Annotated in this window: 19 protein-coding genes; 16 read left to right on the top strand and 3 right to left on the bottom strand. The window is 70.7% G+C overall.

Annotated elements, in window-relative coordinates:
* The first annotated feature begins 62 nt into the window (after positions 1-62).
* The 10 genes from AB0C62_RS05980 (at position 63) to AB0C62_RS06025 (ending at position 13,092) form a co-directional block, all read left to right on the top strand.
* On the top strand, positions 63-1,679 hold the full coding sequence (locus AB0C62_RS05980) for a carboxyl transferase domain-containing protein (protein WP_362969961.1): 1,617 nt from the start codon (positions 63-65) through the stop codon (positions 1,677-1,679).
* Between the two features lie 8 nt (positions 1,680-1,687).
* Complete coding sequence (locus tag AB0C62_RS05985) at positions 1,688-3,622, top strand: acetyl-CoA carboxylase biotin carboxylase subunit (protein ID WP_362969963.1); 1,935 nt, start codon at positions 1,688-1,690, stop codon at positions 3,620-3,622.
* Complete coding sequence (locus AB0C62_RS05990) at positions 3,619-4,578, top strand: hydroxymethylglutaryl-CoA lyase (protein WP_362969965.1); 960 nt, start codon at positions 3,619-3,621, stop codon at positions 4,576-4,578. Before AB0C62_RS05985 ends, AB0C62_RS05990 begins: the two co-directional genes overlap by 4 nt.
* Before the next feature lie 11 nt (positions 4,579-4,589).
* Positions 4,590-5,750, top strand: coding sequence for an acyl-CoA dehydrogenase family protein (locus AB0C62_RS05995; RefSeq protein WP_362970186.1), 1,161 nt, complete (start codon positions 4,590-4,592; stop codon positions 5,748-5,750).
* A 182-nt stretch (positions 5,751-5,932) separates the two neighbouring features.
* Positions 5,933-6,979 carry an ABC transporter substrate-binding protein gene (locus tag AB0C62_RS06000; RefSeq protein ID WP_362969967.1) on the top strand — a complete coding sequence of 349 codons (1,047 nt, stop codon included), beginning with the start codon at positions 5,933-5,935 and terminating at the stop codon, positions 6,977-6,979.
* Between the two features lie 53 nt (positions 6,980-7,032).
* The gene (locus AB0C62_RS06005) at positions 7,033-7,899 is read left to right on the top strand and encodes a siderophore-interacting protein (protein ID WP_362969969.1); all 867 of its coding nucleotides are present in this window, start codon (positions 7,033-7,035) and stop codon (positions 7,897-7,899) included.
* Between the two features lie 178 nt (positions 7,900-8,077).
* Complete coding sequence (gene desA / locus AB0C62_RS06010; RefSeq protein ID WP_362969971.1) at positions 8,078-9,520, top strand: lysine decarboxylase DesA; 1,443 nt, start codon at positions 8,078-8,080, stop codon at positions 9,518-9,520.
* Positions 9,504-10,781 carry a lysine N(6)-hydroxylase/L-ornithine N(5)-oxygenase family protein gene (locus AB0C62_RS06015; protein ID WP_362969973.1) on the top strand — a complete coding sequence of 426 codons (1,278 nt, stop codon included), beginning with the start codon at positions 9,504-9,506 and terminating at the stop codon, positions 10,779-10,781. Before desA ends, AB0C62_RS06015 begins: the two co-directional genes overlap by 17 nt.
* Positions 10,778-11,323, top strand: coding sequence for a GNAT family N-acetyltransferase (locus AB0C62_RS06020; RefSeq protein WP_362969975.1), 546 nt, complete (start codon positions 10,778-10,780; stop codon positions 11,321-11,323). The genes AB0C62_RS06015 and AB0C62_RS06020 overlap by 4 nt, the downstream gene beginning before the upstream one ends.
* On the top strand, positions 11,320-13,092 hold the full coding sequence (locus AB0C62_RS06025; RefSeq protein ID WP_362969977.1) for an IucA/IucC family siderophore biosynthesis protein: 1,773 nt from the start codon (positions 11,320-11,322) through the stop codon (positions 13,090-13,092). The genes AB0C62_RS06020 and AB0C62_RS06025 overlap by 4 nt, the downstream gene beginning before the upstream one ends.
* Before the next feature lie 88 nt (positions 13,093-13,180).
* Here the strand turns inward: AB0C62_RS06025 and AB0C62_RS06030 are convergent, their stop codons facing one another.
* Complete coding sequence (locus tag AB0C62_RS06030; RefSeq protein WP_362969979.1) at positions 13,181-14,776, bottom strand: beta-N-acetylhexosaminidase; 1,596 nt, start codon at positions 14,774-14,776, stop codon at positions 13,181-13,183.
* 117 nt (positions 14,777-14,893) lie between these two features.
* Between AB0C62_RS06030 and AB0C62_RS06035 the strand changes: the two genes are divergently transcribed.
* On the top strand, positions 14,894-15,784 hold the full coding sequence (locus tag AB0C62_RS06035; protein WP_362969981.1) for a DUF4429 domain-containing protein: 891 nt from the start codon (positions 14,894-14,896) through the stop codon (positions 15,782-15,784).
* Positions 15,785-15,859: 75 nt separating this feature from the next.
* On the opposite strand, the gene AB0C62_RS06040 is transcribed toward AB0C62_RS06035, so the two are convergent.
* Complete coding sequence (locus tag AB0C62_RS06040; protein ID WP_362969983.1) at positions 15,860-17,431, bottom strand: metallophosphoesterase family protein; 1,572 nt, start codon at positions 17,429-17,431, stop codon at positions 15,860-15,862.
* Positions 17,432-17,595: 164 nt separating this feature from the next.
* Between AB0C62_RS06040 and AB0C62_RS06045 the strand changes: the two genes are divergently transcribed.
* Positions 17,596-17,853 (top strand): hypothetical protein, encoded by a 258-nt coding sequence (locus AB0C62_RS06045; RefSeq protein ID WP_164370625.1) that lies wholly within the window; start codon positions 17,596-17,598, stop codon positions 17,851-17,853.
* Positions 17,854-17,866: 13 nt separating this feature from the next.
* Positions 17,867-19,684, top strand: a complete 1,818-nt coding sequence (gene glmS, locus AB0C62_RS06050; RefSeq protein ID WP_362969985.1) for a glutamine--fructose-6-phosphate transaminase (isomerizing) — start codon at positions 17,867-17,869, stop codon at positions 19,682-19,684.
* A gap of 357 nt (positions 19,685-20,041) precedes the next feature.
* Here the strand turns inward: glmS and AB0C62_RS06055 are convergent, their stop codons facing one another.
* Positions 20,042-20,569 (bottom strand): universal stress protein, encoded by a 528-nt coding sequence (locus tag AB0C62_RS06055; protein WP_362969987.1) that lies wholly within the window; start codon positions 20,567-20,569, stop codon positions 20,042-20,044.
* Between the two features lie 530 nt (positions 20,570-21,099).
* Between AB0C62_RS06055 and AB0C62_RS06060 the strand changes: the two genes are divergently transcribed.
* The 3 genes from AB0C62_RS06060 to orn all read left to right on the top strand — a co-directional run bounded on the left by AB0C62_RS06060 (position 21,100) and on the right by orn (position 23,828).
* Positions 21,100-21,477 (top strand): hypothetical protein, encoded by a 378-nt coding sequence (locus AB0C62_RS06060; RefSeq protein WP_362970188.1) that lies wholly within the window; start codon positions 21,100-21,102, stop codon positions 21,475-21,477.
* A gap of 374 nt (positions 21,478-21,851) precedes the next feature.
* Positions 21,852-23,084, top strand: a complete 1,233-nt coding sequence (locus AB0C62_RS06065) for a helix-turn-helix domain-containing protein (protein WP_362969989.1) — start codon at positions 21,852-21,854, stop codon at positions 23,082-23,084.
* Positions 23,085-23,225: 141 nt separating this feature from the next.
* Positions 23,226-23,828 (top strand): oligoribonuclease, encoded by a 603-nt coding sequence (gene orn / locus AB0C62_RS06070; RefSeq protein WP_362969991.1) that lies wholly within the window; start codon positions 23,226-23,228, stop codon positions 23,826-23,828.
* Positions 23,829-23,906 lie beyond the last annotated feature (78 nt).

Below are 23,906 nucleotides of genomic sequence, written 5' to 3' on the forward strand. Positions count from 1 at the left end.
TAACCTGAAGGAAATGCGTTAACGCTCATTAACTGGTCGACACCTGGTGAGGGGACCGCAGGATGCACGAGGCACCGGAGCTGACGAGCGCGGCCGATCCCGCGTCGGAGGCCTGGCGGGCCAACGAGGCCGCGCACCGCGCGCTGGGCGAGGAGCTGCGCCGAAAGCTGGCCGCGGCGCGGCTCGGCGGCGGCGAGAAGGCGCGCGCCCGGCACACCGCGCGCGGGAAGCTGCTGCCGCGCGACCGAGTGGACACCCTCCTCGACCCCGGCTCGCCGTTCCTGGAGCTGGCGCCACTCGCCGCCGACGGGATGTACGACGGACAGGCCCCGGCCGCCGGCGTCGTCGCGGGGATCGGCCGGGTCAGCGGCCGCGAGTGCGTGATCGTCGCCAACGACGCCACGGTCAAGGGCGGCACGTACTACCCGATGACCGTGAAGAAGCACCTGCGCGCCCAGGAGGTCGCGCTGGAGAACCGCCTGCCCTGCATCTACCTCGTGGACTCCGGGGGCGCCTTCCTGCCGATGCAGGACGAGGTGTTCCCCGACCGCGACCACTTCGGGCGGATCTTCTACAACCAGGCGCGGATGTCCGGCGCGGGCATCCCGCAGATCGCCGCCGTCCTCGGCTCCTGCACGGCGGGCGGGGCGTACGTCCCGGCGATGAGCGACGAGGCCGTGATCGTCCGCGGCCAGGGCACGATCTTCCTCGGCGGCCCGCCCCTGGTGAAGGCCGCCACCGGCGAGGTCGTCACGGCCGAGGAGCTCGGCGGCGGCGAGGTGCACGCACGCGTGTCGGGCGTCACCGACCACCTCGCGGAGGACGACGCGCACGCCCTGCGGATCGTCCGGAACATCGCGGCCACCCTCCCCGCGCGCGGGGAGCTGCCCTGGTCCGTGGAACCGTCGGTCGAGCCCAAGGTGGACCCGTTCGGGCTGTACGGCGCGGTGCCGGTCGACTCCCGCACCCCCTACGACGTGCGCGAGGTCATCGCGCGCGTGGTGGACGGGTCCCGCTTCGCCGAGTTCAAGGCCGAGTTCGGGCAGACCCTGGTCACCGGGTTCGCCCGGATCCACGGCCACCCGGTCGGCATCGTCGCGAACAACGGCATCCTCTTCTCCGAGTCGGCCCAGAAGGGCGCCCACTTCATCGAGCTGTGCGACCAGCGCGGCATCCCGCTGGTCTTCCTCCAGAACATCTCGGGCTTCATGGTCGGCCGTCAGTACGAGGCCGGTGGCATCGCCAAGCACGGCGCCAAGATGGTCACGGCCGTCGCCTGCACCCGCGTGCCGAAGCTGACCGTCGTGATCGGCGGGTCGTACGGAGCGGGCAACTACTCGATGTGCGGCCGGGCGTACTCGCCGCGCTTCCTGTGGATGTGGCCCGGCGCGAAGATCTCCGTGATGGGCGGCGAGCAGGCCGCCTCGGTCCTCGCGACGGTCAAGCGCGACCAGTTGGAGGGACGCGGCGAGTCCTGGCCGGCCTCCGACGAGGAGGATTTCAAGGCGCCGATCCGCCGGCAGTACGAAGAGCAGGGGAACGCCTACTACGCGACGGCCCGTCTCTGGGACGACGGCGTGATCGACCCGATGGAGACCCGGCAGGTCCTCGGACTCGCCCTGACCGCCTGTGCCAACGCGCCCCTGGGTGAACCCCAGTTCGGCGTCTTCCGGATGTGAGGGGACCCATGTTCGACACGGTGCTTGTGGCCAACCGGGGAGAGATCGCCGTACGCGTCATCCGCACGCTGCGCGCGCTCGGCGTGCGCTCGGTGGCCGTCTTCTCGGACGCCGACGCCGACGCGCGGCACGTCCGGGAGGCCGACACGGCCGTTCGGATCGGGCCCGCGCCCGCGTCCGAGAGCTATCTGTCGGTGGAGCGGCTGCTGGAGGCGGCGGCCAGGACCGGCGCCCAGGCCGTCCACCCGGGATACGGGTTCCTCGCCGAGAACGCCGCCTTCGCGCAGGCCTGCGCGGACGCCGGACTCGTGTTCATCGGGCCCTCCCCCGAGGCGATCTCCCTGATGGGCGACAAGATCCGCGCCAAGGAGACGGTGAAGAAGGCCGGGGTCCCGGTCGTCCCCGGCTCCTCCGGCAGCGGTCTGACGGACGACGAACTGATCGAGGCCGCCCGCGAGATCGGCGTGCCGGTGCTCCTGAAGCCGAGCGCGGGCGGCGGCGGCAAGGGCATGCGCCTGGTCCGCGACGCCACCGTCCTCGCCGACGAGATCGCCGCCGCCCGCCGCGAGGCGCGCGCCTCCTTCGGCGACGACACCCTCCTCGTCGAGCGCTGGGTCGACCGCCCCCGGCACATCGAGATCCAGGTCCTCGCGGACGGACACGGCCATGTGGTGCACCTGGGCGAGCGCGAGTGCTCGCTCCAACGCCGCCACCAGAAGATCATCGAGGAGGCGCCCAGCGTGTTCCTCGACCCCGCCACCCGGGCCGCGATGGGCGAGGCGGCCGTCCAGGCGGCCCGCTCCTGCGGCTACCGCGGGGCGGGCACGGTCGAGTTCATCGTCCCCGGCGGCGACGCGTCGTCGTACTACTTCATGGAGATGAACACCCGTCTCCAGGTGGAGCACCCGGTCACCGAGCTGGTCACCGGCCTCGACCTCGTCGAGTGGCAGCTGCGGGTCGCCGCCGGGGAGCGGCTCCCCTACGAGCAGGACGACATCACCCTCACCGGGCACGCCGTGGAGGCCCGGATCTGCGCCGAGGACCCCGCGCGCGGTTTCCTCCCCTCCGGCGGCACGGTGCTCGCCCTGCGCGAGCCCCAGGGCGACGGGGTGCGCACCGACTCGGGCCTCTCGGAGGGCACCGAGGTCGGCAGCCTCTACGACCCGATGCTCTCCAAGGTCATCGCGTACGGGCCCGACCGGCCGACGGCGCTGCGCCGGCTGCGGGCCGCCCTCGCCGACACGGTCACCCTCGGCGTCCAGACCAACGCGGGTTTCCTGCGCCGCCTGCTGGCCCACCCGGACGTGGTGGCCGGCCGGCTGGACACCGGACTGGTCGAGCGCGAGGCGGCCGGCCTGGTCCCGGACGGGGTGCCGGAGGAGGTGTACGAGGCCGCCGCGGCCGTGCGGCTCGCCGAGCTGAGCCCGGCGGGCGACGGCTGGACCGACCCGTTCTCCGTGCCCAGCGGCTGGCGACTGGGCGGCACACCGAAGCCGACCACCTTCTCGTTGCGGGTCCTCGACCCCGTCGAGTACACCCCGCGCGGCGCCCACACGGTCGGTGATGGACAGGTCGCGGTGACCCTCGACGGCGTGCGCCACACCTTCCACCGCGCCGCCGACTGGATCGGCCGCGACGGCGACGCCTGGCACGTCCGCGACCACGACCCGGTGGCCGCGTCGCTGACCGGCGCCGCGCACGCGGGGGCCGACTCGCTGACCGCCCCGATGCCGGGCACGGTGACCGTCGTGAAGGTCGCCGTCGGCGACGAGGTGACCGCCGGGCAGAGCCTGCTGGTGGTCGAGGCGATGAAGATGGAGCACGTCATCTCCGCGCCGCACGCCGGCACGGTCAGCGAGCTGGACGTCACGCCGGGCACCACCGTCGCGATGGACCAGGTCCTCGCGGTCGTCACCCCGGCCGAGGAGGCGGAGACAGCATGAGCACGTCCGAACTGGGCCTGCCGATGGCCGTACCGGCCGAGGACCTGCCCGCCCGGGTGCGGATCTACGAGGTCGGCGCGCGCGACGGTCTGCAGAACGAGAAGGCGACCGTGCCGACCGAGGTCAAGGCGGAGTTCATCCGCCGCCTCGCCGGCGCGGGACTGACCACCATCGAGGCGACCAGCTTCGTACACCCCAGATGGGTTCCCCAACTGGCGGACGCCGAGCAGCTGTTCCCGCAGGTGTCCGGCCTGCCGGTGGCGCTCCCCGTCCTCGTGCCGAACGAACGCGGACTGGACCGGGCGCTCGCGCTCGGCGCCCGGCACGTGGCCGTCTTCGCCAGTGCGACGGAGTCCTTCGCCAAGGCCAATCTCAACCGCACGCTCGACGAGGCGCTCGCCATGTTCGAGCCGGTGGTGCGCCGCGCGAAGGACGCGCAACTGACGGTCCGCGCCTATGTGTCGATGTGCTTCGGTGACCCGTGGGAGGGCCCGGTCCCCGTCCACCAGGTCGTCCGGGTCTGCAAGGCGCTCATGGACATGGGCGCCGACGAACTGAGCCTCGGCGACACGATCGGCGTGGCCACCCCCGGCCATGTGCAGTCCCTGCTCGCCGAGTTGAACGCGGCGGGCGTGCCGACCAGCGCGATCGGCGTGCACTTCCACGACACCTACGGCCAGGCGCTCTCCAACACCCTGGCCGCCCTCCAGCACGGCGTCAGCACCGTCGACGCCTCCGCGGGCGGCCTCGGCGGCTGCCCGTACGCGAAGTCCGCGACCGGCAACCTCGCCACCGAGGACCTCGTGTGGATGCTCCAGGGCCTCGGTGTCGACACCGGGGTCGACCTCGGCCGCCTCACCGCCACCAGCGTGTGGATGGCCGGACAACTGGGCCGACCCAGCCCGTCCCGCACCGTCAAAGCGCTCGGTAACACGACTCAGTCCCACCAGGAGTGATCCCCATGTCGCTGGACCACCGTCTCTCCCCCGAACTCGAGGAACTCCGCCGCACGGTGGAGGAGTTCGCGCACGACGTCGTCGCCCCGAAGATCGGCGACCTCTACGAGCGGCACGAGTTCCCGTACGAGATCGTGCGCGAGATGGGCCGCATGGGCCTGTTCGGGCTGCCGTTCCCGGAGGAGTACGGCGGCATGGGCGGCGACTACCTCGCCCTCGGCGTCGCCCTGGAGGAGCTGGCCCGGGTCGACTCGTCCGTGGCCATCACGCTCGAGGCGGGCGTCTCGCTGGGCGCCATGCCGATCCACCTCTTCGGCACGGACGCCCAGAAGGCCGAGTGGCTGCCCCGGCTCTGCTCCGGCGAGATCCTCGGCGCGTTCGGCCTGACCGAGCCGGACGGCGGCTCGGACGCGGGCGCGACCCGTACGACGGCGCGGCTCGACCCCGACACCGACGAGTGGGTCATCAACGGCAGCAAGTGCTTCATCACCAACTCCGGTACGGACATCACCGGCCTGGTGACGGTCACCGCGGTCACCGGCCGCAAGCCCGACGGAAAGCCGCGGATCTCCGCGATCATCGTCCCCTCGGGCACCCCGGGCTTCACGGTCGCGGCCCCGTACTCGAAGGTCGGCTGGAACGCCTCCGACACCCGCGAGCTGTCCTTCGCCGACGTGCGCGTCCCCGCGGCGAACCTGCTCGGCGAGGAGGGCCGCGGCTACGCCCAGTTCCTGCGCATCCTGGACGAGGGCCGCATCGCCATCGCCGCGCTCGCCACCGGGCTCGCGCAGGGCTGCGTGGACGAGTCGGTGCGGTACGCCAAGGAGCGGCACGCGTTCGGGCGTCCGATCGGCGCCAACCAGGCGATCCAGTTCAAGATCGCGGACATGGAGATGAAGGCCCACATGGCCCGGGTCGGCTGGCGCGACGCCGCATCGCGTCTCGTGGCGGGCGAGCCGTTCAAGAAGGAGGCGGCGATCGCCAAGCTGTACTCCTCCACGATCGCGGTCGACAACGCCCGGGACGCCACCCAGGTCCACGGCGGCTACGGCTTCATGAACGAGTACCCGGTGGCCCGTATGTGGCGCGACTCCAAGATCCTGGAGATCGGCGAGGGCACCAGCGAGGTCCAGCGCATGCTGATCGCCCGGGAGTTGGGGCTCACGGGCTGATCCCCCGCCGGCCTCGGCGAGGGGCCGCGGGCGGCGCCGCTGCGCGGGCGGTCGATGGCGTTCCGCCCGGTACGTCCGGTCGCGACGCACCCCACCCGCTGGACAGGTGATGAGGTTAGGCTAACCTACCTTCGAACTTGTCCGGCGGGCGTCCCCGCCCCGTGCCGAAAGCAGTCACACTCATGCCCAACGCCCGTGCCACCCACCTCTCCCGTCGCGGCATCCTCGCCGCGGGCGGCGCCCTCGGCCTCGGTGCCGTCCTCGCCGCCTGCGACGACGACGCCTCGAAAAACGGTGGCTCGGACGCGACGAAGGCCGCCGCCAAGTCCGGCCCGTGGACGTTCAAGGACGACCGCGGCACGACGGTGAAGCTGGACAAGATCCCGGCGAACATCGTCGCCTTCACCGGTGTCGCCGCCGCCCTGTTCGACTACGGCGTCGAGGTCAAGGGCGTGTTCGGCCCGACGAAGACCAAGGACGGCAAGGCCGACGTCCAGGCCGGCGACATGGACATCAGCAAGGTGACCGTCCTCGGCAACGAGTGGGGCCAGTTCAACATCGAGAAGTACGCGGGCCTGGCGCCCGACGTACTGATCTCGACGATGTTCGACAGCGCGGGCACCCTCTGGTACGTCCCCGAGGAGTCCAAGGACAAGATCCTCAAGCTGGCCCCGAGCGTCGGTGTCTCCGTCTTCGACGTGCAGATGCCGCAGCCGCTCCAGCGGATGCTCGCCCTGGCCGAGTCGCTCGGCGCCGACGTGAAGTCCGCGAAGATCGTCGAGGCGAAGAAGAAGTTCGAGACGGCCGCCGAGCGGCTGCGCAAGGCCGCCAAGGCCCGCCCGGAGATCAAGGTCCTCGCGGGCAGCGCGAGCCAGGACATCTTCTACGTCTCCGGCTCCAACCTCTCCATCGACCTGGAGTACTTCAAGGCCCTCGGCGTGAACATCGTCGAGCCCTCCGCCAAGGCCCTGAAGGCCAGCGGCGGCTGGTTCGAGAACCTGAGCTGGGAGAACGTCGACAAGTACCCGGCCGACATCATCATCATGGACGACCGCACCTCGACCATCCAGCCGGCCGACATCACCGAGGCCACCTGGAAGAAGCTGCCCGCCGTCAAGGCCGGCCAGGTCATCGCGCGCACGCCCGAGCCGATCCTGTCGTACGACAAGTGCACCCCGATCCTCGACAAGCTCGCCGAGGCCATCGAGAACGCCAAGAAGGTCGCCTGACACCCGGCGTGACCCGCTGACGGTGACCCCCTGACGATCCCTCAGGAGCACGCATGACGACGGCCGTAGCCGCCCCGTTCCGTTTCTTCGCCCTCCGGGTCGTACGGACGAGGCGGCTCGGTCCGTCTCTGGTCCGGGTGACCTTCGGCGGGTCCGACCTGGAGGCGTTCCACTCCGACGGACGCGACCAGTCCCTGTCCCTCTTCCTGCCGCACCCCGGCCAGAGCGAGCCGGCCGTGCCGGTCGAGCTCGGCGAGGGCTGGTGGCAGGGCTGGCGTGAACTCCCCGACGACGTACGGGCCGTGATGCGCTCGTACACCCTGCGCTCGCTGCGCCGCGGACCCGGCGGGCCCACCGAGATCGACATCGACTTCGTGCTGCACGGCACGGAGCCGGGTGCCGACGTCCCCGCCGGGCCCGCCTCGCGCTGGGCGTCCGGCGCGCGGCCCGGCGACCGGGTCGCCCTGCTCGGCCCCGCCCTCGCGGACAACCGGGCCATCCGCTTCCGGCCGCCGGCCGACACCGACCTCGTGGTCCTGTGGGGCGACGAGACGGCCCTCCCCGCCGCCTGCGCCATCCTCGAGTCGCTCCCGGCCGGCCTGCGTGTCCGGGCCTGGCTGGAGGTCCAGCACGTCGGTGACATCCAGGAGCCGGTGACGGCCGCCGACGTCGAGATCACCTGGCTCGTGCGGGACGAACACCCCGGCGCGGACTGCTCCATGGGCCTCGACGCGGTGCGGACCGCCCGGCTCCCGGCCGCCGAGGCACCGTACGCCTGGATCGCGGGAGAGTCCGGCCGCGTGAAGGAACTGCGCAGACATCTCGTGCGTGAGCGCGGCGTCGACCGCCGCCGGGTCACCTTCGTCGGCTACTGGCGACAGGGACTGACGGAGGAACAACTGCGGGACAGCGGCGAGTAGTTGGTTGCCGGACGTACACCTCTCTTCGGCGATCCGGGCGAGGCGTACGTCACGCACGGCGGGAGCGGGACCGGGCGGGACGCGTGATCGATTTAGGTTAGGCTAACCTAAGTCGAACGTCGCGACCCGCCCTTTCTCCTGTCCCGCTCGGACTCTCCCCCGCACGGAGGACCCCCACATGCGCTCGCACCTGCTCAACGACACCACCGCGGAGCGGTATCGCCGCTCCGTGACCGAAGGCGTCGAGCGGGTGGCGGCCAAACTCGCCACCACCACCCGCCCGTTCACGGGTGTCTCGGTCGACGATCTCACTCCCCGCATCCAGGGGATCGACCTCGACAAGCCGCTCCACGACACGACGGCCGTCCTCGACGAACTGGAGGAGGTCTACCTGCGGGACGCGGTCTACTTCCACCACCCCCGCTACCTCGCCCACCTCAACTGCCCGGTCGTCATACCCGCCGTGCTCGGCGAGGCCGTGCTCTCCGCCGTCAACTCCTCCCTGGACACCTGGGACCAGTCGGCCGGCGGCACCCTCATCGAGCGCAAGCTCATCGACTGGACGAACGAGCGCATCGGCTTCGGACCGTCCGCCGACGGCGTGTTCACCAGCGGCGGCAGCCAGTCCAACCTCCAGGCGCTGCTCCTGGCCCGCGAGGAGGCCAAGTCGGACGACCTCGCCGACCTGCGCATCTTCGCCTCCGAGGTGAGCCACTTCAGCGTCAGGAAGTCCGCCAAACTCCTGGGCCTCGGCCCGGACGCCGTCGTCTCGATCCCCGTCGACCACGACAAGCGGATGCAGACCCTCGCCCTCGCCCGCGAGCTGGAGCGCTGCAAGGAGGCCGGCCTCGTCCCCATGGCCGTCGTCGCGACCGCCGGCACCACCGACTTCGGCTCCATCGACCCGCTGCCCGAAGTCGCCGAACTCTGCTCGCAGTTCGGCGCCTGGATGCACGTGGACGCGGCCTACGGCTGCGGCCTGCTCGCCTCGCTGAAGAACCGCGGCCGTATCGACGGCATCGAGCGCGCCGACTCCGTCACCGTCGACTACCACAAGTCCTTCTTCCAGCCGGTGAGTTCCTCCGCCCTGCTGGTCCGCGACGTGGCCACGCTGCGGCACGCGACCTACCACGCGGAGTACCTCAACCCGCGCCGCATGGTCGAGGAGCGCATCCCCAACCAGGTCGACAAGTCCCTCCAGACCACCCGCCGCTTCGACGCCCTGAAGCTGTGGATGACGCTGCGGGTGATGGGCGCCGACGGCATCGGCGAACTCTTCGACGAGGTCTGCGACCTGGCGGCACAGGGCTGGGAACTTCTCGCCGCGGACCCGCGCTTCGACGTCGTGGTCGAGCCCTCGCTCTCCACCCTCGTCTTCCGCGTCGTCCCGTCCGGCGTCACCGACCCGGCCGAGATCGACCGCGCCAACCTGTACGCCCGCAAGGCCCTGTTCGCCTCCGGTGACGCCGTCGTCGCGGGCACCAAGGTCGGCGGACGCCACTACCTGAAGTTCACGTTGCTCAACCCCGAGACCACGGTGGACGACATCGCCGCCGTCCTCGACCTGATCGCCGGCCACGCCGAGCAGCACCTGGGAGACTCCCTTGACCGCGCTTGCTGACACCACGGACAAGACCTACGACTTCGTGGGGATCGGGCTCGGGCCCTTCAACCTCGGCCTCGCCTGCCTGACCGAACCGATCGCCGAACTCGACGGCGTCTTCCTGGAGTCGAAGCCGAACTTCGAGTGGCACTCCGGGATGTTCCTGGAGGGCGCGCACCTCCAGACCCCGTTCATGTCGGACCTGGTCACCCTCGCCGACCCGACGTCCCCGTACTCCTTCCTCAGCTATCTGAAGGAATCGGGCCGTCTCTACTCGTTCTACATCCGCGAGAACTTCTACCCGCTGCGCGTCGAGTACGACGACTACTGCCGCTGGGCGGCGAACAAGCTGAGCAGCGTCCGCTTCTCCACCACGGTCGCGGAGGTGACGTACGAGGACGAGGTGTACGTCGTGCGGACGGAGGCCGGCGAGACCTACCGCGCCCGGCACCTGGTCCTCGGCACCGGCACCCAGCCCTATGTCCCGGAGGCCTGCGCGGGTCTCGGCGGCGACTTCATCCACAACTCCCGCTACCTGCAGAACAAGCAGGAGCTGCAGGCCAAGGAGTCGATCACTCTGGTCGGCAGCGGCCAGTCCGCCGCGGAGATCTTCCTCGACCTGCTGAGCGAGATCGACGTCCACGGCTACCGGCTGAACTGGGTGACCCGCTCGCCGCGCTTCTTCCCGCTCGAATACACCAAGCTCACCCTGGAGATGACCTCTCCGGAGTACATCGACTACTTCCACGCGCTGCCCGAGCCGACCCGCTACCGCCTCCAGGCCGAGCAGAAGGGCCTGTTCAAGGGCATCGACGGCGACCTGATCAACGAGATCTTCGACCTGCTCTACCAGAAGAACCTCGGCGGCCCGGTCCCCGCGCGGCTCCTCACCAACTCCGCCCTGGAGTCGGTGCGCCACGAGAACGGCGTGTACACGCTGGGCCTGCGGCAGCAGGAGCAGGTCAAGGACTACGAGCTGCACTCCGAGGGCCTGATCCTCGCCACGGGCTACCGGTACACCGAGCCCGCGTTCCTCGCCCCGGTCCGCGACCGGCTGTGCTACGACGCCCAGGGCAACTTCGACGTGGCCCGCAACTACGCCATCGACACCACGGGACGCGGGATCTTCCTGCAGAACGCGGGTGTCCACACGCACTCGATCACCTCGCCGGACCTCGGCATGGGCGCGTACCGCAACGCGTACATCATCCGCGAGCTGCTCGGCACCGAGTACTACCCGGTCGAGAAGACCATCGCGTTCCAGGAGTTCTCCGTATGACCACCCCCACCGCCATCGGCACGTTCCACATCCGCCCCCTCGACCCCGTCGAGGACGCCCCGCTGCTGCACCGCTGGGTGACGCATCCCAAGGCCGCCTTCTGGATGATGCAGGAGGCGAAACTGCACGACGTGGAGCGCGAGTACATGGCCATCGCGGCCAGTGAGCACCACCACGCGTACCTCGGTCTGCTGGACGGCGAGCCCGTCTTCCTGATGGAGCGCTACGACCCCCGGTACATCGAGCTCGTCGGCCTGTACGAGCCCGAACCCGGCGACGTCGGTATGCACTTCCTGGTCGCGCCGAGCGACACCCCCGTGCACGGCTTCACCCGCGCCGTCATCACCGCGGTGATGGAGGACCTGTTCGCCGACCCGGCCACCCGCCGCGTCGTCGTGGAGCCCGACGTGAGCAACGCGGCGGTGCACGCCCTGAACGAGGCCGTCGGCTTCGTGCCCGAGCGGGAGATCCAGAAGCCGGAGAAGAAGGCCCTGTTGAGCTTCTGCACCCGCGAGCAGTTCGCGAAGGCGGTGGCGGCATGACCCTCGCCGACAGCGTCGCCCACCTCTCCCCCGAGCGCTGGGCCACCGCCAACCGCCTCCTCGTCCGCAAGGCCCTCGCCGAGTTCGCCCACGAGCGGCTGATCACTCCGGAGCTGCTGCCCGACGGCCGCTACGAGGTCCGCGGCGACGACGGGCAGACCCGCTACCGCTACACCGCGGTGCGCCGCTCCCTCGACCACTGGCAGGTGGACGCCGAGTCCATCACCCGGCACCGTGACGGCGCCGAACTGCCGCTGGCCGCACTGGACTTCCTCATCGAGCTGAAGGAGTCGCTGGGGCTGAGCGACGAGGTCCTGCCGGTCTACCTGGAGGAGATCTCCTCCACGCTCTCGGGTACCTGCTTCAAACTGACCAAGCCGCAGGTCCCGGTCCGCGAGCTGGCCGGCGCCGGCTTCCAGGCCATCGAGACCGGCATGACCGAGGGCCACCCCTGCTTCGTCGCCAACAACGGGCGGCTCGGCTTCGGGGTGCACGAGTACCTCGCGTACGCCCCCGAGACCGCGAGCCCGGTCCGGCTGGTGTGGCTGGCCGCGCACCGCTCGCGGGCCGCGTTCACGGCCGGGGTCGGCATCGCGTACGAGTCGTTCGTGCGGGACGAGCTGGGCGCGGAGACCGTCGAGCGGTTCGCCGGCACGCTGTCCGCGCAGGGGCTGGACCCGGAGGACTACCTGCTCATCCCCGTGCACCCCTGGCAGTGGTGGAACAAGCTCTCCGTGACCTTCGCCGCCGAGGTCGCCCAGCGCCACCTGGTGTGCCTCGGCGAGGGCGACGACGAGTACCTCGCGCAGCAGTCGATCCGGACGTTCTTCAACACGACGAACCCCGAGAAGCACTATGTGAAGACGGCGCTGAGCGTCCTCAACATGGGCTTCATGCGTGGTCTGTCCGCCGCGTACATGGAGGCGACCCCGGCCATCAACGACTGGCTGGCGCAGCTGATCGAGAACGACCCGGTGCTGAAGTCGACGGGCCTGTCGATCATCCGCGAGCGGGCCGCCGTCGGCTACCGGCACCTGGAGTACGAGGCCGCCACCGACCGGTACTCCCCGTACCGCAAGATGCTGGCCGCGCTGTGGCGCGAGAGCCCGGTGTCCTCGCTCCAGGAGGGCGAGAGCCTCGCCACGATGGCGTCCCTCGTGCACGTGGACCACGAGGGCGCGTCCTTCGCGGGCGCGCTGATCGAGCGGTCGGGGCAGACACCGGTGGAGTGGCTGCGCGACTACCTGCGCGCCTACCTCACCCCGCTGCTGCACAGCTTCTACGCGTACGACCTCGTCTACATGCCGCACGGCGAGAACGTCATCCTCGTCCTGAAGGACGGGGCGGTGCGGCGGGCGGTCTACAAGGACATCGCCGAGGAGATCGCGGTCCTCGACCCGCAGGCGGTGCTGCCGCCTGCGGTGGAGCGGATCCGGGTCGAGGTCCCCGAGGACCAGAAGCTGCTGTCGGTCTTCACGGACGTCTTCGACTGCTACTTCCGTTTCCTGGCGGCACAGTTGGCGGCCGAGGGAATCCTCGGCGAGCAGGACTTCTGGCGCACGGTCGCCGAGTCGGTGCGCTCCTACCAGGAGGAGAATCCCGAACTCGAGGACAAGTTCCGGCAGTACGACATGTTCGCCCCGGAGTTCGCGCTGTCCTGCCTCAACCGACTCCAGCTGCGCGACAACCGGCAGATGGTGGACCTGGCCGACCCGTCGGGCGCGCTCCAGCTGGTCGGCACGCTGAAGAACCCGATCGCCGGGTTCTGAGTACCGGGCTCCCGCGAGCCCCACACACGGGCGGGCGCCCCGGAGACGGTCCTCCGGGGCGCCCGTCGGCACGTCGGCCCGGGTGGGGCTAGCTCGCGGGCCAGGGGACCTGGGGCGAGCGGTAGTAGCCGATCCCCAGTGCGTCCCAGCGCGGGGCCTGCGCGGCCAGGCGCACCTTGTAGGTGTCCCAGTCGTGCGTCGACGCGGGCGACCAGCCGAGTTCGGCGGCGCCTGGCAGCCTCGGGAAGGCCATGACGTCGATGTCGGCGGAGGTCGCGAGCGTTTCCGTCCACAGCGGCGCCTCGACGCCCCTGACGGCCGAGGCCGGCACACCGGCGAGGTAGCTGCCCGGATCCCAGTCGTACGCCCTGCGCACCTCGACGAGTCCGGCCCAGTCCTGGCCGAGCGGGGTGTCGGCGGTGTACTTCATGTCGAGGTACAGCCGGTCGGCGGGCGACAGGACGATGCCGGTGCCGTTCTGCGCGGCCCGGGCGACCTGTGCCTTCTCGGCGGCGTCGGTGTCGTCGAGCCCCCAGTACTGCGCGATGGCGCCCTTCGCCGGAGTGGCTCCGGTCAGCTGGTGCCAGCCGATCACCTTCTTGCCGTACTTGGCGACGAGGGGCTGCACCTTGTCCATGAAGGTCACGTAGTCGGCGTGGCTGGTGGAGTGGGCCTCGTCGCCGCCGATGTGGAGGTACCGGCCCGGGGTGAGCGCGGCCAGCTCGCGGAGGACGTCGTCCACGAAGTCGTACGTCACCGGCTTGGTCACGCACAGCGAGCTGAAGCCGACCTCGGTGCCGGTGTAGAGCGGTGGCGCGACACCGTCGCAGTTCAGCCGCGCGTACGAGGCGAGGGCCGCGTTGGTGTGCCCCGGCATGTCGATCTCCGGGACGACCTCCATGTAGCGGGAGGCGGCGTAGCGGACGATCTCGCGGTAGTCGGCCTTGGTGTAGTGGCCGCCCGGTCCGCCGTCGACCTGGGTGGAGCCGCCGTAGGTGGCGAGGCGCGGCCAGGAGTCGAGGGCGATGCGCCAGCCCTGGTCGTCGCTGAGGTGCAGATGCAGGGTGTTGACCTTGTAGAGGGCCAGTTCGTCGATGTAGCGCTCGACCTGGGCGACGGTGAAGAAGTGCCGGGAGACGTCGAGCATGGCGCCGCGGTAGCCGTAGCGCGGAGTGTCCGTGACGGTGCCGCCGGCGATCAGCCAGGGTCCGGACTGGACGGAGTTCTTCTCGACGGCGGCGGGGAGCAGCTGGCGCAGGGTCTGGACGCCGTGGAAGAGGCCGGCGGGGCGGCCGGCCGTGATGGTGACGCCCGACCTGCCGCTGACGAGGCGGTAGCCCTCCTCGCCGAGGCCCTTGCCGCCGAGCCGCAGCCGGATCGCCCCCTCGCCGTGCGCGGTGACGGGCAGCCGGTAGCCGGTGGAGGGCCGCAGGACGTCCGCGAGGTACGCGCCGACCGCGCGGACGGCGCGGGAGTCGTCGACGCGGATGCGGGCGTCCGGGGTGACGCGGTACGGGGCTCCGCCCGGGTCGACGGAGGCGGGGGCGGGGACGACCCGGCCCAGCGGGGTGGGGGTGGAGGGGGTGGGCGCCACGGTCGGGGCGGCTCCGGTGAGGGAGAGGCCGGCCGCGGCCACGAGCAGCAGCGTTCCGAGAAGGCGGGGCGTTCTGTGGTGCTGTCTCACATGCGCTCCCATCGATGCCCGGCACGGGCTCCGACCGGCCTCGGGGGTGGGCCGCTCACCGTGCCGTCGAATTGGTCGAGACCACTCTCCCGCAGTCGCGGTGGAACAATCCCCTTCATGGCGGAAATCATCCAGCGGGACGGCACCTGGGTCTTCGACGGCGACGCGCTGCGACTGACCCCGGGACGGGACAGGAACGTCGGCCTGCTGCGCAAGGAGCTGGGTGAACTGACCGTTCCCCTGGGGGCGTTGGCGGGTGTCTCGCTGGAGCAGGGCAAGAAGGCGGGGCGGCTGAGGCTGCGGCTGCGCGACGGCGCGGACCCGCTGCTCCAGGCGACCGGCGGCAAGCTCGGCGAGCCGAACGACCCCTACCAACTGACGGTCGAGGCGGACCGGTTCGGCGTGGCCGAGTACTTCGTGGACGAGGTACGGAACGCGCTGCTGCTCGACGAGGTGCCCGCGGGGCCGGTCGACGGCTATCTGCTGCCCGGCCCGGCGGTCCCGCTGTCCGCCTCCGCCGGTGACGGCACGGCGACCTTCGACGGCGATTCCGTACGGCTGGACTGGAACTGGAAGACGGAGGAGGCGAAGTCGGCGGCCGGCGCGCGCACGCTCGCCCTCGGCGACATCACGGCCGTCGAGTGGCACCCGGCGGTGGGCCTGGAGAACGGCTGTCTGCGCTTCACCGTGCGGGGCGCGGAGACGAAGGCGCCGCCGAAGTACGACCCCAACTCCGTGGAGCTGTGGGGCTTCAAGAAGGATCCGCTGATGGCGCTGATCGCCGCCGCGGTGCAGGCCCGGCTGCCGCATCCGGCGGTGTCCGTGCCCGAGGAGGCCGCCCTGCCGGCCGCGGAGGCGGGCCGGGCGGCGATCCCCGCACCCGCGTCCGAGGCCGATCACGACGCCCTGCTGCGCAGGCTCCGGGAACTGGGCGAGCTGCACCGGGAGGGCGTCCTGACCGACGAGGAGTTCACACTGGCCAAGCAGGCGGTCCTCAAACGCCTGTGACGACAGACGGATCGAGGACCGCCCCGCTCGCGGGATCGCCGGCGATACCCCCGTGGCCGGGGCGCGGGTGGGTGCCTACTTGGCGCGGCGGGCGACCGTGAAGTGGTCGACCTCGGCGCCGGTCTCGGCGATGCCGCGGACCTTCAGCGTGGCCAGGCGGCCGCGGGAGGCGGGCGTGACGTCGACGCGCAGGAACGAGTAGTTGAGGTAGCGCACGCGCGACCAGGTGACCGTCTCGTTCTGCTTGCCGTCCTTCAGGTTGACGAAGGAGGCGACGGACTCGACCTCGTTCTCCTTGCCCTCGTAGGACTCCGGGGCGGTGAACGCGTAGAGGCTGCGGCCGGCCGCGCCCGCCGTGACGTAGACGACGCCGTCGGTCTCCGGGTAGGCCGTGCCGCCGATCGGCAGCTTCTTGGTGACCGCGTTGTTCTTGATGACGTCGGTGCGCTCGTACTGGTGGTTGTGGCCGTTGATCACCAGGTCGACGGTGTACTTCTCGAACAGCGGCACCCACTCCTGGCGCACGCCCCCCTCCGAGGCGTGCGCCGTGGAGGTGCAGTACGCGCAGTGGTGGAAGAAGATCACGATGAAGTCGATGTCCCGCGCGGCCCGGTACTTCTTGAGCTGGGTCTCCAGCCACTTCGTCTGGGTGCCGCCGGAGATGCCGAGGTTGGCCGGGATCTCGAAGGAGATGTCGTTGGCGTCCAGCGAGATGATCGCCGTGTTGCCGTGGACGAAGGAGTAGACGCCGGGCAGGTTGGCCTTGTCGGGGCCGTTGTCGGGCAGCGTCCAGCGGGCCTCCTCGCCGCCGTACCCGTTGGGCGAGTACCAGGCCTCCATGTCGTGGTTGCCGTAGGCCGGCATCCAGGGGACCTGCTTGGCGACCGTCTCGGTCTGGGCGAGGAACTGGTCCCAGATGCGCGAGTCGAAGCCGGTGTCCTCCTTCTTGCCCGCGCCGGACGGGTCCGCGTACGCGATGTCGCCCGCGTGCAGGTGGAAGGACGGGTTCTGGGCGAGGAGCAGGGCGTCGTTGGCGAGGCCGTGGTAGCCGACGCCCTCGTCGCCGAAGGCGGTGAAGGTGAAGGGCTCGGCGCGGTCGGGCGGGGTGGTGAAGGTGCCGAGCGTGCCGAGGAGGTGGGGCGCGGCGGGGTCGAAGCCCGCGTGGCCCACGCCGTAGTAGTAGGTCTTCCCGGGGCGCAGGTGGGTGAGCTTGGCGTGCAGGTAGTACTGGGTGTGGTCGCCGCTCGCGCCGACGCCGGCCGGGGTGTAGAGGGTGCGGACCTCGGCGTCGATCTTGCGGGAGAGGTCCCAGGGGTGGGCTCCGATGCGGATGTAGGGCCGGCTGACCGCGGTCGGCACCTGCCAGGAGACGGTCATCTCGGTGCGCGGGTCGTTGCCGAAGGCGAGGTGACGGCCGAAGGGGGCGACGAGCGCGCCGTCCACCTTCTCCGTCGCGGCGGGGGCGGAGGTCCGCTGTGTCGGGACCGCCGCCTGTGCGACGGCGGCGGGCACGAAGGCGCCGCCGGCGACGGCGCCGAGGGTCACGGCGCCGCCTCTGATCATGTTGCGCCGCGAGAACTTGGCGCGCAGGTACTCGTGCTGCTCGGCCATGCTCATGTTCTCGGCGAGCCGCTCGGGTACGCCCATGCGTGGAGTGTCCATGGCTCCAGAAGTTGCTCCCGGCAATCGACGGGGCGCAAGACGCCGGATGGACAGCGTGCAAACAGCGGCCCATAAGAGTTTCAACAACCTCTTGCCCGATATCGGGCAGAATTCTTGCGGATCGCCTTCCGGTACCCCAGGATCAACGGGTGCACGACGAACTTGTTGATCATCTGACGCGGTCCACGCCCCTGAGCCGGGGCGAGGCGCTGCGCGTGGTCCAGGACGTGCTCGCCTGGTTCGACGAGACGACCGAGGAGTACGTCCGTCGCCGCCACCGCGAACTCCAGGCACAGGGCCTGGTGAACGCGACGATCTTCGATCGGATCGAGGCGGACCTGAAGTACCGCGCGGTCGCGCCGCCCGAGCTCAGCCTCAGGCAGCTGCGCCGCATCGTCTACGGCTGAGGAATACGTATATATGTGCGGAATCGTCGGATACATCGGCAGGCGTGACGTGGCGCCGCTGCTCCTGGAGGGCCTGCAGCGCCTCGAGTACCGCGGCTACGACTCGGCGGGCATCGTCGTGACCTCGCCGAAGGCCGCGGGCCTGAAGATGGTCAAGGCCAAGGGCCGGGTCCGCGACCTGGAGGCCAAGGTCCCCAAGCGGTTCGCCGGCACCACCGGCATCGCGCACACCCGCTGGGCCACGCACGGTGCCCCCTCCGACGTGAACGCGCACCCCCACATGTCGGCCGACAGCTCGGTCGCCGTCGTCCACAACGGCATCATCGACAACGCCTCCGACCTGCGCAAGAAGCTGGAGGCGGACGGCGTCGAGTTCCTCTCCGAGACCGACACCGAGGTCCTCACCCACCTCATCGCCCGGTCCCAGCAGGAGAAGCTGGAGGACAAGGTCCGCGAGACCCTGCGGGTCATCGAGGGCACCTACGGCATCGCCGTGATGCACGCCGACTTCCCCGACCGCATCGTGGTGGCGCGCAACGGCTCCCCCGTCGTGCTCGGCATCGGCGAGAAGGAGATGTTCGTCGCCTCGGACATCGCCGCGCTGGTCACCCACACCCGCCAGATCGTCACCCTCGACGACGGCGAGATGGCCACCCTCAAGGCCGACGACTTCCGGACCTACACCACGGAGGGCACCCGGACGACCTCCGAGCCGACCACCGTGGAGTGGGAGGCCGCGTCGTACGACATGGGCGGCCACGACACGTACATGCACAAGGAGATCCACGAGCAGGCCGAGGCCGTGGACCGGGTGCTGCGCGGCCGGATCGACGACCGGTTCTCGACGGTCCACCTCGGCGGCCTGAACCTGGACGCCCGCGAGGCGCGCCTGATCCGCCGCGTGAAGATCCTCGGCTGCGGCACCTCGTACCACGCGGGCATGATCGGCGCCCAGATGATCGAGGAGCTGGCCCGCATCCCCGCGGACGCCGAGCCTGCCTCCGAGTTCCGCTACCGCAACGCGGTCGTCGACCCCGACACCCTGTACGTCGCCGTCTCCCAGTCCGGTGAGACGTACGACGTGCTGGCCGCCGTGCAGGAGCTGAAGCGCAAGGGCGCCCGGGTGCTCGGGGTGGTCAACGTCGTCGGCTCGGCGATCGCCCGCGAGGCCGACGGCGGCATGTACGTCCACGCGGGCCCCGAGGTCTGCGTCGTCTCGACGAAGTGCTTCACCAACACCACGGTGGCGTTCGCGCTGCTCGCCCTGCACCTCGGCCGCACCCGTGACCTGTCGGTCCGCGACGGCAAGCGGATCATCGAGGGCCTGCGCAGGCTGCCCGCGCAGATCTCCGAGATCCTGGAGCGCGAGGACGAGATCAAGAAGCTGGCCGAGCAGTACGCCGAGGCCCGCTCGATGCTCTTCATCGGCCGCGTCCGAGGTTATCCGGTGGCCCGCGAGGCCTCGCTGAAGCTCAAGGAGGTCTCGTACATCCACGCCGAGGCCTACCCGGCCTCCGAGTTGAAGCACGGCCCGCTGGCCCTCATCGAGCCCGCGCTCCCCACGGTCGCGATCGTCCCGGACGACGACCTGCTGGAGAAGAACCGCGCCGCGCTGGAGGAGATCAAGGCCCGCAGCGGCAAGATCCTCGCGGTCGCGCACCAGGAGCAGGAGAAGGCCGACCAGACGATCGTCGTCCCGAAGAACGAGGACGAGCTGGACCCGATCCTGATGGGCATCCCGCTCCAACTGCTCGCCTACCACACGGCGTTGGCGCTCGGCCGAGACATCGACAAGCCGCGCAACCTGGCCAAGTCGGTCACCGTCGAGTAGTCCGCACCGCCAAGTCCCTCACCGGAAGCCGGACATGAACGGTCCCCGTGCGCGCCACCTGTGCACGGGGACCGTTCCCGAAGGGCCGGAGCCGCCCAATGCCCCGGCCCGCGCCGATCTCAGCCGGTGGCCGTCACACCCCGGCCGCGGCGCGTCGCGGCAGTCCGGGGGCGGCGTCGGGTGTCGTGCTGTCCGGTGCGGTCGATCTCGCGTCCCGGCGGTCGCCGCCACAAGGACCGGCGTCCGGTGTATTCCCCCCACCAGGGCACGAACACCCGCTACGCGCCGGTAGGTTGACGCGCTTCACGCAGAAGAGGGAGCCGCTCCCGGAATCGGTGCGGTCGGCGTGACGCAGCGTCAGGGAATGACGATCACAGGGCGCCTGGCGCGCTTGGCGAGCCGCCCCGCGACGGAGCCGAAGATGCGCCCGACGATGCCGTGCGTGGAGCCGACGACGATCGCGTCCGCCTCGTACTCCCGCCCCACCTCTTCGAGTTCGTGGCAGATGTCACCGCCGCGCTCGACCAGGATCCACGGCACCTCGGAGAGGTACTCGGCACAGGCCAGTTCCAGTCCCAGCACCTCGGTGCGGTGATCGGGGACGTCGACGAAGACGGGTGGCTCGCAGCCCGCCCACACCGTGGTGGGCAGCCGGTTGGCCACATGCACGATGATCAGGCCCGAACCGGAGCGGTGAGCCATGCCGATCGCGTAGGCGAGGGCGCGCTCGCTGGACGTCGAGCCGTCGAAACCGACGACGACGCCGTGCTGGAAAGCGGGATCGCAGGACTGGCGTGGAGCTTCCGCCGCCAGGGGCTCGGCCGCCGTGGGATCGGCGAGCGGGCGCTTGCGGTCCGCGTGATCGAAGAATTCGTGACCGGCCATGGTTGTCTCGGCGTCTGGATCCTCGTGGTGGGGACGACAACGATCGGCAGAGCTGTGTCTGGGAAACATCTTCCCAACCCCATACCCCCAAGGGTACGGCGGCACGCCTCCTCTGCCCAGATCCCGCGCGCCTTACGCGGCGTTCCAGGGAGCATGCATGAGAGGCGCCCGTAACGCAATGGTTGCTGCCCCGTACAGGCGGTTTGCACAGGGTTCACCCAGGGACGGGCGCTTTCCTGACCGTTCGGCGCCCTCGCGCGGGCCCGCACCACCCTGCCGGACGGCGGAGACAGCGGGCCGGGCAGTGACCGGCCGGTCGACCAGACGTTGAACCCTGCGCAGCCATCGCCATGGAGAGCATGGAGAACAACAGGAGTACTAGGGAGCAGAACGTGCCCGGACCCGACACCGCCCCCCGCCCGTCCGCCCCGTCCTCTTCCCCCGCCGCGCCCCCGTCCGGATCACGCCCCGCCGCGCACCCCGGATCGCACGCCGCCCCCGGCCCCGCGACGGCGCCCGCGACCGACACGGTGAGCGACCTGGTCCGCTGGGCGGCCTTCAGCTGTGTCCTCGTCCCCGTGGTCCTCTTCTGGTACGGCACCTCGCTGGCCGGCGCGACCGGCACCGCCCTCGGTCTCGCGGCCGTGACCGGAGCCTGCCTGGTGCTGCTGCGCCGGTCCGAGCGGGGCGCGGCCGTCCTGCGCGAGCAACAGCGGGACGCCGCACGGTCGTCCGCGCGGCAGCGGACGCCGCAGCAGCGGGGCCGGCACGGGAGGACCGCACCGGGCCCGGCGGCGGACGCGGGACGCGGGAACGGTACGGAGACGGGGGGCGGCCAACGCGGCACGAGCGGCTCGGGAACCCGTCGTGGCGGGCGTCACGGTGCGGGAAACAAGTCGGTCGACTGACCGGTTTGCACGCACTCCTGCGTTTCTTTTCAGCCAACTTCTCGTTATGGCCCATCCCTTGGTCGAACGACCCCCCAACCCCCGTTCCACCTGCACCGAAAGGGGTACGGAGGGCGCGCACACCCTACGTGGATTGGCCACTGCCACGAGGCGCACTTCCCTGCACGGCCCACGAGTGCAACGCTTCGTGATCGAATGCTTCACGCCAAGTTGCCATGTCGACATTCCACGGAGTACCGATCTGGTCACCTTGGCGCCACGGGACACAGTAGATTCGATCTTGTCTTACGGCGGGGGACTCGTGCAGGACCGAGGGGAAACGTGCAGGAGCGACACAACCGAGGAGCCGCGACCACCGAGGGGGGCTTAGCAGGATGAGCCACGACTCCACTGCCGCGCCGGATGCCGCGGCCCGGAAGCTGTCCGGGCGACGCCGCAAGGAGATCGTCGCGGTGCTGCTGTTCAGCGGCGGCCCCATCTTCGAGAGTTCCATACCGCTGTCGGTGTTCGGGATTGACCGCCAGGACGCCGGCGTGCCGCGCTACCGCCTTCTGGTGTGTGCCGGCGAGGAAGGCCCGCTGCGGACCACAGGGGGCCTGGAACTCACCGCACCACATGGCCTGGAAGCGATCTCCAGGGCCGGCACGGTGGTCGTGCCCGCCTGGCGGTCGATCACCTCGCCACCACCCGAGGAGGCACTCGACGCACTGCGCCGCGCGCACGAGGAAGGTGCCCGCATCGTCGGACTGTGCACCGGCGCCTTCGTGCTGGCCGCGGCCGGTTTACTGGACGGCCGTCCGGCGACCACCCACTGGATGTACGCACCGACACTGGCCAAGCGCTATCCGTCGGTGCACGTCGACCCCCGCGAACTCTTCGTGGACGACGGCGACGTGCTCACCTCCGCGGGGACGGCGGCCGGAATCGATCTCTGCCTCCACATCGTGCGCACGGACCACGGCAACGAAGCCGCCGGCGCGCTCGCCCGGCGTCTGGTGGTGCCGCCCCGGCGCAGCGGCGGCCAGGAGCGCTACCTCGACCGGTCACTGCCGGAGGAGATCGGCGCAGACCCACTGGCCGAGGTCGTCGCCTGGGCGCTCGAGCATCTCCACGAACAGTTCGACGTGGAGACGCTGGCGGCGCGCGCCTACATGAGCCGCCGCACCTTCGACCGCCGGTTCCGTTCGCTGACCGGCAGTGCTCCGCTGCAGTGGCTGATCACGCAGCGCGTGCTGCAGGCGCAGCGGCTGCTGGAGACGTCCGACTACTCGGTCGACGAGGTCGCGGGCCGCTGCGGCTTCCGCTCACCGGTCGCGCTGCGGGGTCACTTCCGGCGTCAGCTGGGATCGTCCCCGGCCGCGTACCGGGCGGCGTACCGCGCCCGTCGGCCACAGGCGGAACGTTCGGTGGACCCGGAGAGCGCGACGGGTCCGGTCGGACCACCGGCGTCGGTGCACCAGGACCATCCGGGCCCGGTCCCGATGCAGACCCGCCGCACAGCGGCGGCGCTGGGCGCCTCGGCGCTCTCGCCGGACGCGCTGCGCGAACGGCCCGAGCTGTACGTCGCGGGCCGGCCGAGCCTGCCCGGGCAGCGCAGCGCGCCGTAGCCCGACCGCCTCGTAGGTGAACGTGAGGGCCCGCACCTTCGGGTGCGGGCCCTCACGCATGCCGTCCGCGGGGCGATCCGTCGCCGCGGCCCGGCGCACGGGCGGGTCCACCTGGCCGGGGCGGGCCGTAGGGTGAGACACATGAACGATCGCATGGTGTGGATCGACTGCGAGATGACCGGGCTCTCGCTGTCGGATGACGCGCTCATCGAGGTGGCCGCGCTGGTCACCGACTCGGAGCTGAACGTACTCGGCGACGGTGTGGACATCGTGATCCGCCCGCCGGACGCCGCCCTGGAGACGATGCCGGACGTGGTGCGCCAGATGCACACGAAGTCCGGTCTGCTGGAGGAGCTCGCCGGGGGCACGACCCTGGCGGACGCCGAGGAGCAGGTCCTCTCCTACGTACGGGAGCACGTCAAGGAGCCCGGCAAGGCGCCGCTGTGCGGGAACTCCGTCGGTACCGACCGCGGTTTCCTGCTGCGCGACATGCCGGGCCTGGAGAGCTACCTCCACTACCGCATCGTCGACGTCTCCTCGGTGAAGGAACTGGCGCGCCGCTGGTACCCCCGGGCGTACTTCAACAGCCCGGACAAGAACGGCAACCACCGCGCCCTCGCCGACATCCGCGAGTCCATCGCCGAGCTCCGCTACTACCGCGAGGCGATCTTCGTCCCGCAGCCCGGCCCCGACTCGGACACCGCCCGCACCATCGCCGCCAAGCACGTCGTACCCACCGAATAGGCCTTTGACGGGGCCCTTCCGGGCCCCGGAAAAAGCCGTGCGCGAGCACCCCTTCCGACCCTGTACACTTTTTCTCGG

This window comes from Streptomyces sp. NPDC048643 (assembly GCF_040650615.1).
In the GTDB taxonomy this organism is placed as follows: Bacteria; Actinomycetota; Actinomycetes; order Streptomycetales; family Streptomycetaceae; genus Streptomyces.